Below are 14,063 nucleotides of genomic sequence, written 5' to 3'. Positions count from 1 at the left end.
GGCTGTCTCCTTTGCGGGTCGCCCGCAGGATAGGCGCATGCCGTCCCGTGTCCAGCAGCCGCGCTCAAAAGGCGCTTTCAAAACCCAGTGAGATCGACACGCCCTCGCTCTCGTAGAAACTGACATTCGATTCCGTGCGCCGCGCGCGGATGTTCACGGTGGGCACGAAGCCCCAGTAATCCAGGTCGTGCAGCGTCAGCCCCAGATCGGCCGACAGGATTTCGTCGCGCCGTCCGCCATCGGGCGTGCCGAACAGCAGCACCCGGAAATCCGGATAGGTCACCCGCATCGCCGACAGCCCCAGCGCCACCTGCACCGGGCCGACCGGCTTGTCGCGGACATAGCGCAATTGCACCGCATCCACCCGCTTGCGGCGCTGCCCGTCGTCGCCCTGCGTTTCGGCTCCGTAGAACCCCAGCGACACGCGGTCGTTGTTGTCGAACCGGTGCGACAGGGCCAGTTGGGCGCTGGTCGTGACATGCTCCAGCGGCGCATCGGCATCGCGCTCGATCTGCCGGCCCAAATTGGTGGAAAGGGTCAGGCTCTCGGTCAGCGCCACCGCCAACCCGGCCTCGAGCCGGGCGTAATCGTAATCCACCAGGCCGCCATACCAGGACCGGCCCAGATGCAGCCCGCCCGACAGAACCGGCGCCAGCCGGCCCTCGCCCAGCACCCGGCGATGGATCACGCCCAGTTCGGCGTTCGAGCTTCCGTAATCCGCCGCGTCCAGCCCCGGCACGCGGTCGCGCGCCGCGTCGCTGAACCGCACGCGCTTCACGTCCAGCGCCCCCACCAGGTCGGTGCGCGACCGCTCCGCGCGGTCCAGCGCATGGGAAAACCGCAGCCGCCCGCGCATCTCGGTGCCCGACAGGGCCTCGCTCGTGGCGGGCAGCGGGATGGTGCCGAAAATCGTCCGGCTCTCGCCGTCGACCTCGATCACATCGGCGGACGACCCGCCGTTGACATTCGACGACGGCATCACCGACAGCCCGAAACTCAGCCGCAGCTTGGCGCGGTTGCGCGCCGCCTGGAACTCGCGCACGCTGCGCGCCTTCAGCTCGGGTGTGGGCGCGGCCTGGATCGCCAGGCGCAGCCAGATCTGCGAGGCCAGGTAACGCTCGCGCGCCGCCGCCGCCATCGCCGCCACCCGCGCCGATTCCTGCTTTTCCACCGGGCTCGTGGCGTGCTGATAGGCCCTGCGCGCCGGCGCCGCGGCCTTGTCCGGCTGGCCCGCGCGCAGATAGGCATGGGCCAGGATGAAATGGCCCAGCGACGCCTCGGGTTCCGCTGCGACCAAGGCTTCGGCCAGCGTGATCGCGGCATCGATGCGGCCGGTCTGCACCGCCGTCATCGCCGCCTGCCTCGCCTGCGCCGGGGTCAGCCGCAGCGTCGTGCCGGTTGCGTCCGCGGATTGCGCCAATGCGCCGCCGCCCAGCGACAGCGCCGTGACGCAGGCAAGCACGAACCGCAAGACGCCGCTATGCCGCTCAGGGCGCGGCGACGGAACAGATCGGCGCATCGCCCGGCCTGCCGCATTGCGTCAGCACGAAGACCCCGATTTCCAACTCGTCCGAGAAGGTTTCCGTCCAGCCTTCGATCTCGACCGCGCCCGCGACATAGCTCGCGTCGGTGCCGCCGAAGACGCCGCCGTAATTGCCCAGCGACACGTTCAACTGGCCATCCAGTTCGACATCGCCCGCGAAGGTGCCGTCCGCGTTGATCTCATCGAGGATCAGCACGATGTCGTTCAGGCTCTCGAAGACCGACCCGTCCCGCGGGTCGATCAGTTCACGGCCGTTGATCGATCCGTTGATCGTCATCTCGGCAAAGTTCACGTTGAAGAAGATCGTGCCGCGCACTGTGCCGGGCTGGCCCGGCAGGTCCGGCAATCCGGGCGCCGTCGGATCGGGCACCGGGATCAGCTGTGCACCGCTGGTGCTCTTGATATTGGTGATGCCGGCGTAATCCCCGGCATAGGAAACCTGCCCCGCGCCGGGTCCGGTGCCGATCGCCGGCGGATCGAAAGTGCCGGAATCGCGCGAATAGCGTGCGCCCTGGATCACCCGGTTGAACTGGCCGCCATCGCCCACCGCGATCGCCGAAACGCTGCCGTCGGCGCTGACATTGCCCAGCGCCAGGAAGAACCGGTCCAGCGCGTCTTCCTGCATCGAGTAGGCCAGGTAGCCGGGCTGGTCCAAGGCCGCGTTGCGCGCATAGACCACCTCGACCGGCGTGCTGTCCAGGCCCCGCACTTCGACCGTCACCGTTGTCGGGAACGCGCTGATGTCGTAGGACGCAAGATCCTTGGTGATCGCGTCCAGGATGCCGTCGCCATCCGCATCCGGGTTTTCCTCGTCGGGGTCCGGATCGGGATCGGGATCCGGATCGGGATCCGGCGTCGGCGTGGTCAGCGGATTGCGGTTCGTGCTCTCGCCACCATTGATCGGATTGTCTCCGGATCCGCCATCGCTGGCGCAGGCGGCGACCAGGAATGCAAGCGCAAGCGCATACACAACGCGGGGGGTCATGACTGCTACCTCAAGAATTCTTGTCGTTTTTCCAGACTGTCCCGGCACCACCCCGCAAAGTCAACGGCAGATGCACCCGCCAAACGCGAACATGGCGAAACTGAGGCAAAAGTGCCGCCACCCGATATGGTTGTTCATACCCCGCCTGCTCCCAGATATAGTGGGCGCCGACTCATCTAGTGGAAAGGGATTCGCCATGCCCCTGTCGCCCGAACAGCAGGCCGAGATCGACGCGCAGCGCAGCGCCCCCAGCCAGACCCTGCGCGCCACCGCGCCGGGGATGGAGAAACATCTCTACACCGCCCACCCCGTGCTCGACCACGGCTTCGTCCGCGTCATCGACTACATGGGCGACGACGCCGCGATCTGCCAGGCCGCCCGCGTCTCCTATGGCAAGGGCACCAAGTCGGTGTCGAATGACGAAGGCCTGATCCGCTATCTCATGCGCCACTGGCACTCGACCCCGTTCGAGATGTGCGAGATCAAGCTGCACGTCAAACTGCCGGTCTTCGTCGCCCGCCAGTGGATCCGCCACCGCACCGCCAACGTCAACGAATACTCCGCCCGCTATTCGATCCTGGACCGCGAATTCTACATCCCCGCGCCGGATGCGCTGGCCGCGCAATCCGAGGTCAACAACCAGGGCCGCGGCAAGGCGCTGGAAGGCGACGAGGCGCAGCGCGTGCTGAAATACCTCACCGAGGACGCGATGCGCTGTTACGACCATTACGAAGAGATGATCTCGGATGTCGGCCAGCAGGGCCTCGCCCGCGAATTGGCCCGCATGAACCTGCCCGCCAATATCTATACCCAGTGGTATTGGAAGGTCGACCTGCACAACCTGCTGCATTTCCTGCGGCTGCGCGCCGACGCCCACGCCCAATACGAGATCCGCGTCTATGCCGAGGAGATCTGCAAACTGGTCGCCGACTGGGTGCCGTTTGCCTATCGCGCCTTCGAGGACTACCGCATGGGCGGCGCCACCTTGAGCGCCACAGCCCTTGATTGCATTCGCCGGATGGTCAAGGGTGAGAAAGTCACCCAGGAGACATCGGGCATGTCCAAGGGCGAATGGCGGGAGTTTGAGGGGTTGTTCGCATGAACATTTACGAGTCTTGGGGCTTCAAGTCTAATCCGTTTGAGACGTTGCCGCTTCCTGCGAACCGCAAAGGGTCGAGCTTAATGGTCGGAAGAAGCCAAGCTGCCAGAAAGATTGTGAAAGGCTTAGTCAGTTCAAATAAATATGTTACCGTTGAAGGCCTAAACGGAGTTGGAAAAACCAGCGTTATTAATGTGTCCGTTTTCGACGCTGCGTCCGAGCAAATTAAAAACGGAAGTGGGCCTCTGTTCATACCATGCAGAAAAGTATTTCAACTCTCCTCTCAAAAATCTGCAGACGAATTCAAATTTGAAGTGTTAACCGAGATTGGGCAGACTCTTATTGAATCGAAAAATACCCTCCCAATTCCAAAGGGCTACTCGAAATCTCCAACCAACCCAGCTCTGAATCGTTGGTTGAACAGTATTGACCAAAGGGCTGCGGGATTTAGCTCGCCTATTGGCGGCCTGAACTTCGGAAGTAGCTCAACGAACACTGACGGATTCTCTAAAAGCGGCCTCGAAAAGGCAGTTCGAGATTGGTTAATGCTTCTGTTTCCAAGCCCCAATGAAGGTGGCGTGGTATGCATTATTGATAACTTGGAACTTTTGCAGACGTCCAAGGCCGCCCGAGAGCAAATCGAGTCCCTACGCGATGAAGTGCTTTCGCTTCCAGGTGTTCGGTGGGTTTTGTGCGGCGCTTTAGGCATCATTCAGGGAGTTGCTTCTTCACCTCGCATGGCCGGTTACCTGCAGAAACCGATAAAGATTTCAGACCTAGATAGTAGAAGCGCAAGTGAGATATTCGAAAAGAGAATACAGTATTTTAGAACAAGCAATGATGCTGAGCTACCATTGAAGCAGTCAGAGTTCGTCCGACTTTTTTCGCTGCTGCGAGGAAATCTGAGAGCAGTCTTAAGCGAGTGCGATACTTATTGCATGCACGTTTCTGACATGCAAGATGACGGAATTTCTATCACGGAAAACACATTTGATGACTGGCTTGACCAGCAGATCGAGGATGCGTTTTCAACCAGCCAAGAATACCTTGGGAAAAGAGCGCTTCAGATTTTCGAAACAGCATGCGAGAAAGAATCGTTTTCACCCAGCGAGTTTGCTGATTTCGGATACGACAAAATGCAGGCTCTGAGGCCACAAATCCTTGCGCTCGAAACAGCTGGCCTCTTAGTTAGCACGCAAGACGAGGCGGACAAACGACGACGGACCGTCGAAGTTGTTCCTAAGGGCTGGAAAGTAAAAGAGTACATTGACCGGTTGAAAAGAGATGCCCAAAAAAAGTGAACTCCTTTTCATAGCCCACCGTCTTTCCAAGCCACGCCATCGCCGGGCCGCGGTGCGGCGATCCGACGGTCGACCAGCCGCGCTTTAGCCCAACGCCCCGCGAAACCTCGTTCGACGCGCCCAGCCCCACCGAATCGCCGTGCCGGGGGGCGGTCGCCATTGTTGCGCCATTGATCCGAGCGACAATGGCGACGCGATGGCGCGGCGGCCCTGCGGGCCTTGATTCCGCGCAAGGGCCCAACGCGTAGGGTGGGTTACCAACCCACCAACCCGGGCGCACCCTGTAGGGCGGGGTTCACCCCGCCGCACCTCGACCCGACCCCACACGCGATGGCGGGGTGAACCCCGCCCTACCCCCCTCCCGCATCGGCCAAAACCCGCTCCCCGCCACCGCACCCGGCAAAACCCGCGCCATCCCGCCGAAACACGCGCAACACGACGGCAAACCTTTGCCACACACCCTTAACGCGCGGTTTCGTGATCGCCGCACGGGGTGACGTGCGCCCCGGCAATCCCCATTCCTCTGCCATGCGGCGCCACCTCCCGCGCCGCGCAACACCAACGGAACAGGAGCAAGACCCATGTCTGCACCGAAACTGACCCTTGCCGCCGCCGCGCTTCTGGCTGCGCCGGCCTATGCGGGCAACCCGATCGAGCCCGCCCCCGAACCCGTGCCCATGGCCCCGGTGCCCGTCGTGGCGCCCGGCGTCGACTGGACCGGTCCGTCCATCGGCCTCCAGCTCGGCTATGGCGACGTCACCACCGATGGCGCGGCCGACCTGTCGGGCGACGGCGCGCTGTACGGTCTGCGCGCCTATTACGATTACGATTTCGGCGACTGGATCCTCGGCGGCGGGTTGCAATACGACTTCGCCGATATCGATCTGGACGGTGCCGCCACGCTGAACGCGGTGGCCCGCGCCGGTATCCGCGGCGGCTATGACCTGGGCCGCAACTGGATCTATGCCACCGGCGGCTGGGCCCGCGCGATGACCGATGACGACGCGGTCGATCCCGGCGATTCCGACGGCTATTTCGCCGGCCTGGGTTACGAGGGTTTTGTCACCGACAACCTGACCGCCGGGGTCGAGGTGCTGTATCACGAGTTCAAGGATTTCGACATCGACGATCTCGATGCCGAGGCGACCACCGTCAACGTCTCGCTCAACTACCGGTTCTGACCGGCCCGGCCCGGCCCCACGCGGGCCGGGCCGCTCTCGCGGGGATGGAAAACCCGTGCCGTTAACCACATTTCCTGTGCGCCGGGCATGCCGCGCCCCCGCTGGTCGGCAATCCGTCCCGAAATCGGGCGAAACAGGACGGATTGCCCGGATCGCGGCCTGACGGGCCGGCTGCGCCGCCCCACCGATCCGTCCCGAATTCGGCGAAAACCGGACGGATTGCACTTTCCAGTCGGTTACCGCGCGGTCCGTTACCGGCAACGCGCGCCGCGTTGACCGCGCGAAACCGGGATGGGCGCTTTCCCCCGCGGCGGCGCTCTGCCATACTGCGCGCCAAGCAAGAACAGCATGAGCAGCAGTATGGCCGACGATCTTCTCGCCGCGACCCAATCCGACTACGACGCCCATTCCATCGAGGTTCTCGAAGGGTTGGAGCCCGTCCGCAAACGCCCCGGCATGTATATCGGTGGTACCGACGAACGCGCGCTCCACCATATGTGCGCCGAAATCCTGGACAACTCGATGGACGAGGCAGTGGCGGGCCATGCCAACCGGATCGAGGTGGAACTGCATGCCGACCACGCCCTGACGGTCCGCGACAACGGCCGCGGCATCCCCATCGACCCGCATCCGAAATTTCCCGACAAGTCGGCGCTCGAGGTCATCCTGTGCACACTGCACGCCGGCGGCAAGTTCTCCGGCAAGGCCTACGAAACCTCCGGCGGCCTCCACGGCGTCGGCGCGTCCGTGGTCAACGCGCTCAGCGATTCGCTGGTCGTACAGGTGGCGCGCAACAAGGAGCTGTACGAACAGCGGTTTTCCCGGGGCTATCCCCTTGGTGGCGTTGAAAAAATCGGCGCCGCCCCGAACCGCCGCGGCACCACCGTGACGTTCCACGCCGACCCCGAGATCTTCGGTCATCACAAGTTCAAACCGGCCCGGCTGTTCAAGATGGTCCGCTCCAAGGCCTACCTGTTCAGCGGGGTCGAGATCAGGTGGCGCTCGGCCATCGACGATGGCGAAACGCCCACCGAAGCGGTGTTCCATTTCCCGGGCGGACTGTCGGACTACCTGACCGAAACGCTAGGCAAGGCGGCCACCTATGCCGATCGGCCTTTCGCGGGGACCGTTGATTTCAAGGAAAAATTCGACGCCGCGGGCAAGGTGGAATGGGCGATCAACTGGACGCCCTCGCGCGACGGCTTCATCCAGTCCTACTGCAACACCGTCCCCACCCCCGAGGGCGGCACCCACGAGGCCGGGTTCTGGGCCGCGATCCTGAAAGGCATCCGCGCCTATGGCGAACTGGTCGGCAACCGCAAGGCCGGCCAGATCACCCGCGACGACCTGATCACCGGCGGTTGCGCGCTTGTGTCGTGCTTCATCCGCGAACCGGAATTCGTCGGCCAGACCAAGGACAGGCTGGCCACCACCGAAGCGCAGCGCATGGTCGAAGGCGCGGTGCGCGACCATTTCGACAACTGGCTGGCCGCCGACACCAAGGCGGCCGGCGCGATCCTCGACTTTCTGGTACTGCGGGCCGAGGAACGGCTGAAGCGCCGGCAGGAAAAGGAAACGCAGCGCAAGTCGGCGACGAAAAAACTGCGCCTGCCCGGCAAGTTGACCGATTGCACGGCCAAGTCCCGCGAGGGGACCGAGATCTTCATCGTCGAGGGCGACAGCGCGGGCGGCTCGGCCAAGGGTGCGCGCAACCGCGAGACGCAGGCGCTGTTGCCGCTCAAGGGCAAGATCCTGAACGTGCTCGGCGCGGCCTCGTCCAAGCTGGGCACGAACGCCGAGATCAGCGACCTTTGCGAGGCACTTGGTGTGGGCCTGGGCACCCGGTTCAACGTCGACGACCTGCGCTATGACAAGGTCATCATCATGACCGACGCCGATGTCGACGGCGCCCATATCGCCGCGCTTTTGATGACCTTCTTCTTCACCCAGATGCGGCCGCTGATCGACCAGGGGCACCTCTACCTTGCTTGCCCGCCACTCTACCGCCTGACCCAGGGGGCCAGGCGCGTCTATGTCGCCGACGACGCCGCCAAGGAACAGATGCTGGCGCAAGGGCTGGGCGGCAAGGGCAAGATAGACGTGCAACGCTTCAAGGGCCTGGGCGAGATGGACGCCAAGGACCTCAAGGAAACCACGATGGACCCGAAGACGCGCACGCTGATCCGGGTCACGATCGACGAGGACGAACCAGGCGAGACCGGCGACCTGGTGGAACGGCTGATGGGCAAGAAGCCCGAATTGCGGTTCCAGTACATCCAGGAGAATGCGCGGTTTGTCGAAGAGCTGGATGTCTGAGACGATACCAAGCAATCTGGAAAAGAAACGACATCTTGCGCGCCCAACCTCTGTTTTCGACAAAAACTCGCAAAGCAAGCGAACGTATCACGTTGCTGCCAATGCGCCCTCCCGGGGGGAGGGTCGGGCGCGGGCCGGGCTGGTCGCCCGACCCATGATCGCTTGGGTGTACTGCACCCCCTTGCCGAACGGATCGCCTTGGGCAACGCTCCTCCCATGCGCGCTGTCCTCCTCCTCGCCCTACTCCTCCTGACCGCCTGCGGCCGTCCACTGACCGAGAACGAAACCGCCTATCTGCGCGCCTTGCAGGGTGACCAGGTCAACCCGGCGCGGATGCGGCTGAACGACGGGCATTTCGCGGGCGCCTATACCTACCGCATCCCGACCCGCCCGCGCCTGACCTGCCAGGAACGGATCTGGCCGCCGCAGGGCGGCAAGACGGTCACCGTCTCGCCCGGTGCCACGGTCCTGTTCAACACCGTGCTGTTCCGCGAGGACCTCTATCTGCCCGACTACCTGCCGGGCTGGCCCGATACGGTGAACCTTTATGCCGCGATGCTGTTCGCCCACGAGGCGACCCATGTCTGGCAATGGCAGAACCGCGCCCGCACCGGATACCACCCGCTCAAAGCCCTGCGCGAGCACGCCACAAGCGACGATCCCTACCTGTTCGATCCCGATACCTCGGGGCGGTTCCTGGACTACGGTTACGAACAGCAGGGCTCGATCGTCGAGGAGTATGTCTGCTGCCGGCTGCTGGACCCCGAGGCGCCGCGCACCGACAGGCTGCGACGCCTGATCGCGCAGGAAATGCCGGTCGACGGGCTGGACGCGGTGATCGACCGGCCCCGCGTGATCCTTCCCTGGGACGGCGCGCAGGTCGAAAACATCTGCCGCTAGGGCTGGATCTGCACCCGCGTTTCCGACAGCCCGGCCGCGCGCACCATGTTGAACAGGATCTCGGCGTTTTCCGGTGCCAGCCGCACACACCCGGCCGATGCCGGCGTGCCCAGCTTGTCGACCTGCGTCGTGCCGTGGATCGCGTAGTTTCCGGCGAAGAAGATCGACCAAGGCATCGGTGCGTTGTCGTATAGCGTGGAGTAGTGCATCCGCTTGAGCAGGTAGGGCGTGTAGGTGCCCACCGGCGTGCATTTGCCGGGCCGCGCGGTGGACACCGGCCAGACATACACGGCCGCACCATCCTCGATCACCGTCATGGCCTGATCCGACAGGTCGACGACGACGCGCACACGCTCGGCCCAAGCCGGGGCGGCCAGGGCCAGCAGGATCAGCAGCGCGCGGATCATTCCAGCCGCTGGATCTCGCGCAGGTAGGCGACCAGGTCGGCCACCGGCCGCGAGGTCAGGATCGGCTGGCCGTCGGGCGCTTTCATCGGGACGTCGAACACGCCTTCAAAGAAATCTCCGTAGACCGGCATGGGCGAGCCGTGGCTGACCAGCGGGTCACGACCATCGATGCGCAACACCACCCGTTTCAGCGGAAACTCACCGCCATTGGCGGCCTGCAACTCGGTCAGGTTCTTGGGCTGGATCAGCAGAACCGGCGCCATCGGCCCGTCACCCAGCCCCTCGGTCCCGTGGCACGTGGCGCAATGGGTGTGATACAACGCCCGCCCGATATCGGCGTCTTGAGCGGCCAAGGGAAAGGCCAGGCAAACCGCGAGGCCCGCAAGGTAAAAGCGCATGGCAGGTCCTCCTTTCGGAACGATCCTGCCCTGCGATCGGCGCCGCGTCCTTGATCCGGGTCAAGCAGCGGGTCAGTGCACCGCGGTCAGGTGCGGCGCCTGGGTCTCGCCATCGGCGGGCCAGGTGACGCTTGCACCGTCGCGGCGCAAATGGACATGCGCGCGATCGAATGTTCGCACGCTGGCCAGGAGTTGAACCGCCTTGCCGTCGAAATCCGTGAACGCCAACCCGGCTTGTTCGTTGTCGGCTTCGAACGACTCGCGCATCACCTGCATGGCGATCGCTTCGCCCAGTCGCAGATCCTGGTGGCTTTCGGCGCCGAAATAGGCCGCCGACGCAGACCGGCCCAACGCGATCTGCGCTGCCAGCCGATCGATTTCCTGCGTGATGTCGGTGCTGGGACCGTTCGCCGCGACCATGCGCAGATGCGTTGGACGCATGGTGTCGAAGACCGCCTTGACCAGGGTCGCCAAGGCCCCTGCGACCACACCATGCGCGGCGGCGTCCCACGGATTGAGCGGCGCCCGCGTCAGGTCGACCGGCAGGAAAGCCGTATCCCGGAACAACCGCGGTGCCGATCGGCCAGACTGGCTGCGTGCCACCCAGGACAGGAGGTTGGGCGCATGGCAGGACAGTTCCTGCGCCGCCGCGGCAAGCACGGGCGGAGTACCGCTGGCCAGCAGGTCCTCGCGTCCGAGCAGCACCGTCATGCGCGCGGCGATGACACCCGGGCGGGACAGGCGTGCCGCCTTTCCGGCACGGGACAGGGCCATCCGGGTCGCGCGGTCGGCGGCATCGGCCATGAGGGCCAGCAGGCGCGAAGGGGTCCAGCGCCCCCGGGCCAGGCCGTTCTCGGCGCCAAGATCCAGGTCGAACGCGGCGCCTTCGGCAAGCAGCGCAAGGGCGGCATTGAAGAAGACGCGGGCCGGATGGGCGCTGTGGACGTGCTGCGCAAGGTCGCCCAGGGTTTTCGGCAGGCAGTGCCGCGCATCGACCCGACCGGGCAGGCACAGCCCGGCACCGGTCTCGTGCTCGACCCATTTCAACCAGCGCGACATCGATGCATCCGCGGCCGGACGTTCGACCATCGGGCAGGGCTTGCGCCTGTCGTTGTCCATCGCCCAGAGAGACGACATGCGGGGCGCGCCGAGAATGCCGGCCACGCCGCCGCGAAAGGCCGTGCGCAACGTGAGTTGGCCATCGCCGTTCCAGCGCAGGGCCCGGCGATGGCCGCTGTCACCCCCCGGCCCGGTCAGGGAGGAGACCGGTGCACCGCCTGCGTCCGGCGTCGCCCGCCGGTCGAGGAAGGGCAGGCTGCGCAATTCGCACAGCATCTCGTGAAGGGTGAAAGAAGTGATGTCATCGACCCGCACGAGGTGGTGCGGATTGTCGAGACGGTCGAACGGCACGTCGCGCAGCAGCCCGAGCGCGTAGAGTTCGGCCATCTCGGCGGCCAGTTCAGAAGGACCGAATTCCGGCACCGGCGGTTGCGGCAGGGCGGCCCGGACAGGGCGGCCGCGCGCGCCGCCGTCGATCACGGAAAACCGTCGGGCCGCGGATGGTTTCGCATATGTCATGGCATCCCCCTGAGCGTGCCGCTCCCCAGTTGCGGCGATTGACTTAGCGTTAACGCCAGAATGCGCCGCCACCGTAATCGCAGCGCAAATCCTTCGTGAAACCGATGTGAATTCCGGGTAAATCTTGGCGTCCGGCCACAACGGCCCGACATGTCGGCACGTGAAAAACACGCAAATCCAAAGGCTTTTCTTGACCTGCGTCGGCCATAACGCGTCTTCTGGCGATATTGACCGACAAAAGATTGACAGGAGATGAGCGATGGCTGCGATCTGGTCCGATCCCGTCGCCGGTGAGTTCGAAGACGCCTATCTCGACTGGTCCCGCTTACTGCGCGACCGTCGCGAAGCGCTGATGCCTCCGCCGCAACCGCCGCTGCGGTTCCAGCCGGTCTTTTTGCGCTTGAAGCTGTCGCATCACCCCTCGGCCCGCGCCGCGCGCGACGCGCTTGCCGCGTATGCCGACGCCGCTGGCAGCCCGCTGCGCCTCGACCCGCATGAACGCGCCTTTCTGGATGCCCGGCGGGTGCGGCCAGACCCGTTCAAGGGTCTGCCGGACGAATACGCGGTCTACGTACAAGAGGACGCCGTGTTGCCTCGGGATCTGGCCACGATCCTGGACCGGGGGATCGCCGTCGACCTGGGAAACCAAGACGGGGACATGCCCGGGCCGGACGATCCGACGGTCCACCCCTGGGGACAGGGCCAGCCGATCGTCGCCGCAATCGACGACGGTTTCGGCTTTCTGAACGCCCGGTTCCGCCGTCAGACGGACGATGGCACCGCTTTGCAAAGCCGGTTCGGCGCGATCTGGATCCAGGCGCTGGAGCATCAGCGCGCCGGCAACGGTCGGGTGCTGGCCGGCGATGTTCTGACCGGGGCCGAGATCGACGCGCTTTGCGCCGAAACCGGGGTCGAAACGGCCGCTTATGCCGCGCTGTGCAACCGCATCTTCGCCCCTGCGGCGCGACGCGCCAACGAACATGCCTTCACCCACGGGTCGCATGTGCTGGATCTGGCGGCAGGGGCCGAACCCGACGACACGTCCGATCCGGTCCGCAACTGGCCGCTGCTGGCCGTGCAATTGCCGCCCGAGGCGATCGAGGACACCTCGGGCACCCGGTTCGAAAGCTATATCGTGCAGGCGGTGCGCTGGATCCTTCGTACCGCGCGCCAGATGGACCGCACCGCGCCGGTCGTCATCAACCTGTCGCTGGGCATCTTCGCCGGGCCCAAGGACGGCTCGCGCTTTGCCGAGCACCAGATCAGCCGCGAGGCCAGTCTGTGGGAAAAGGTCACCGGCCAGCCGGTTCGTGTGGTCTGGTCGTTCGGCAACAATCGCCGCAGCCGGATGGGCGCGCGGGTCGATCTGACCGGCGCCGATCCGTCGGTTCTGCTGCGCGTTCAGCCCGGCGACCAGACGCCCAGCTACGTCGAAATCCGGCCCGACGCCGCGACCCCGTCAAGCGCCTGCGAGCTGTCCATCACCGCACCGGATGGCACCGCATCGGATTTCGCTGTGGTCGCCGCTGGCCAGATGCGCAAACTGTCGCGCGCCGACGGGGCCGATCTGGCGCGGCTCTACCACGTTCCCGCGCGCGAATTCGGCGATGGCGTGAACAGCCCGGCGCATTATGTGCTGGCGCTTGCCCCAACCGAAAACCGCATCGCGGGCGAAGTCCTTGCGCCGTCGGGTGCCTGGCAGATCGCGATGCGTCACACCGGAACCGACCCGGCGGTGATGCACCTTCAGGTTCAGCGCGATGACAGCCTCAGCGGCTATAGCGCCCGCGCCCGCCAGGCCTATTTCGACGCGCCCGATGCTTGGGAGTGGGACAGCACGGGGCTGTCTTACGAAGCCTTTTCCGACGGATCGGTCCTGACCCCGGACGCCAGTCACAACGCCCTGACCACGGCGCTGACTCGGCAGGTTCTGTCGGTTGGTGCCGTGCGCTTGAACCCCGAAAGCAATACGCAGGAGCCCGCCGACTATTCGGCGCGCGGGGCCGGGTGGTCGGTCGCTGGACCGGTCACCGCATCCGTGGCCGACGAAGGCCGGATGCTGAGCGGCGTAATGGGATGCGGTACGATGACAGGGACTTCCGGCTTTCTCAGCGGCACCAGCGCCGCCGCGGGCCAGATCAGCCGCGCGCTGGCCTTGTGCGCGGCGCGCATTGCGGCGAACGCGGCGTCGGGGGGAGGAAGCGCGCGCGACGATTTCGACGACGCGGTCGTATCGATCGCCGATGTCGACCCGGGTCTGCAGCCGTTCCTGGGGCCTTTCAGCGTGACGCCACCCAGCCGACGGGCGTCGCGGCGCGACGGGACGGCGCCCTGGGCGGCGCCGGGGGCCTGACA

General features: G+C 65.1%; 11 protein-coding genes. 6 read left to right on the top strand and 5 right to left on the bottom strand.

From position 1 onward, the window contains the following. Positions 1 to 64: 64 nt before the first annotated feature. Both KUH32_RS09610 and KUH32_RS09605 read right to left on the bottom strand, forming a co-directional pair. A complete protein-coding gene (locus KUH32_RS09610) occupies positions 65 to 1,462 on the bottom strand; it encodes a surface lipoprotein assembly modifier (protein WP_348541110.1) in 1,398 nt (465 codons plus the stop codon). 25 nt (positions 1,463 to 1,487) lie between these two features. After that, positions 1,488 to 2,528, bottom strand: coding sequence for a hypothetical protein (locus KUH32_RS09605; RefSeq protein WP_217777806.1), 1,041 nt, complete (start codon positions 2,526 to 2,528; stop codon positions 1,488 to 1,490). Positions 2,529 to 2,724: 196 nt separating this feature from the next. On the opposite strand from KUH32_RS09605, the gene thyX reads away from it, so the two are divergent. The 5 genes from thyX to KUH32_RS09580 all read left to right on the top strand — a co-directional run bounded on the left by thyX (position 2,725) and on the right by KUH32_RS09580 (position 9,325). Beyond that, complete coding sequence (thyX, locus tag KUH32_RS09600; RefSeq protein ID WP_217777805.1) at positions 2,725 to 3,630, top strand: FAD-dependent thymidylate synthase; 906 nt, start codon at positions 2,725 to 2,727, stop codon at positions 3,628 to 3,630. Beyond that, positions 3,627 to 4,928, top strand: a complete 1,302-nt coding sequence (locus tag KUH32_RS09595) for a helix-turn-helix domain-containing protein (protein ID WP_217777804.1) — start codon at positions 3,627 to 3,629, stop codon at positions 4,926 to 4,928. Before thyX ends, KUH32_RS09595 begins: the two co-directional genes overlap by 4 nt. A 581-nt stretch (positions 4,929 to 5,509) precedes the next feature. Continuing rightward, complete coding sequence (locus tag KUH32_RS09590) at positions 5,510 to 6,109, top strand: outer membrane protein (RefSeq protein ID WP_217777803.1); 600 nt, start codon at positions 5,510 to 5,512, stop codon at positions 6,107 to 6,109. 360 nt (positions 6,110 to 6,469) lie between these two features. Further along, positions 6,470 to 8,425, top strand: a complete 1,956-nt coding sequence (parE, locus tag KUH32_RS09585) for a DNA topoisomerase IV subunit B (RefSeq protein WP_217778382.1) — start codon at positions 6,470 to 6,472, stop codon at positions 8,423 to 8,425. Between the two features lie 216 nt (positions 8,426 to 8,641). Beyond that, a complete protein-coding gene (locus tag KUH32_RS09580) occupies positions 8,642 to 9,325 on the top strand; it encodes a hypothetical protein (protein ID WP_217777802.1) in 684 nt (227 codons plus the stop codon). Here KUH32_RS09580 and KUH32_RS09575 read toward each other — a convergent pair. From KUH32_RS09575 to KUH32_RS09565, 3 genes are all read right to left on the bottom strand, one after another. Further along, positions 9,322 to 9,732, bottom strand: coding sequence for a L,D-transpeptidase (locus KUH32_RS09575; protein WP_217777801.1), 411 nt, complete (start codon positions 9,730 to 9,732; stop codon positions 9,322 to 9,324). The genes KUH32_RS09580 and KUH32_RS09575 overlap by 4 nt on opposite strands. Beyond that, entirely contained in the window at positions 9,729 to 10,130 is a 402-nt protein-coding gene (locus KUH32_RS09570) for a c-type cytochrome (protein WP_217777800.1), read from the bottom strand. Before KUH32_RS09570 ends, KUH32_RS09575 begins: the two co-directional genes overlap by 4 nt. Before the next feature lie 72 nt (positions 10,131 to 10,202). Continuing rightward, positions 10,203 to 11,708 (bottom strand): bromoperoxidase, encoded by a 1,506-nt coding sequence (locus tag KUH32_RS09565; RefSeq protein ID WP_217777799.1) that lies wholly within the window; start codon positions 11,706 to 11,708, stop codon positions 10,203 to 10,205. A gap of 259 nt (positions 11,709 to 11,967) precedes the next feature. On the opposite strand from KUH32_RS09565, the gene KUH32_RS09560 reads away from it, so the two are divergent. Continuing rightward, positions 11,968 to 14,061: a S8 family serine peptidase gene (locus KUH32_RS09560; RefSeq protein WP_217777798.1), complete on the top strand. Its 2,094-nt coding sequence runs from the start codon at positions 11,968 to 11,970 to the stop codon at positions 14,059 to 14,061. The last annotated feature ends 2 nt before the right edge of the window (positions 14,062 to 14,063 follow it).

Source organism: Thalassococcus arenae (assembly GCF_019104745.1).
GTDB lineage: Bacteria > Pseudomonadota > Alphaproteobacteria > Rhodobacterales > Rhodobacteraceae > Thalassococcus_B > Thalassococcus_B arenae.
The sequence above is the reverse complement of the archived record's forward strand: the minus strand, read 5'-3'. Positions and strand labels throughout refer to the sequence as shown.

Excerpts from the sequence above, each read along its gene's own strand:
- KUH32_RS09605 (WP_217777806.1), bottom strand. The coding sequence starts at position 2,528 with ATGACCCCCCGCGTTGTGTATGCGCTTGCGCTTGCATTCCTGGTCGCC.
- thyX (WP_217777805.1), top strand. The coding sequence starts at position 2,725 with ATGCCCCTGTCGCCCGAACAGCAGGCCGAGATCGACGCGCAGCGCAGC.
- KUH32_RS09595 (WP_217777804.1), top strand. The coding sequence starts at position 3,627 with ATGAACATTTACGAGTCTTGGGGCTTCAAGTCTAATCCGTTTGAGACG.
- KUH32_RS09590 (WP_217777803.1), top strand. The coding sequence starts at position 5,510 with ATGTCTGCACCGAAACTGACCCTTGCCGCCGCCGCGCTTCTGGCTGCG.
- parE (WP_217778382.1), top strand. The coding sequence starts at position 6,470 with ATGGCCGACGATCTTCTCGCCGCGACCCAATCCGACTACGACGCCCAT.
- KUH32_RS09580 (WP_217777802.1), top strand. The coding sequence starts at position 8,642 with ATGCGCGCTGTCCTCCTCCTCGCCCTACTCCTCCTGACCGCCTGCGGC.
- KUH32_RS09575 (WP_217777801.1), bottom strand. The coding sequence starts at position 9,732 with ATGATCCGCGCGCTGCTGATCCTGCTGGCCCTGGCCGCCCCGGCTTGG.
- KUH32_RS09570 (WP_217777800.1), bottom strand. The coding sequence starts at position 10,130 with ATGCGCTTTTACCTTGCGGGCCTCGCGGTTTGCCTGGCCTTTCCCTTG.
- KUH32_RS09565 (WP_217777799.1), bottom strand. The coding sequence starts at position 11,708 with ATGACATATGCGAAACCATCCGCGGCCCGACGGTTTTCCGTGATCGAC.
- KUH32_RS09560 (WP_217777798.1), top strand. The coding sequence starts at position 11,968 with ATGGCTGCGATCTGGTCCGATCCCGTCGCCGGTGAGTTCGAAGACGCC.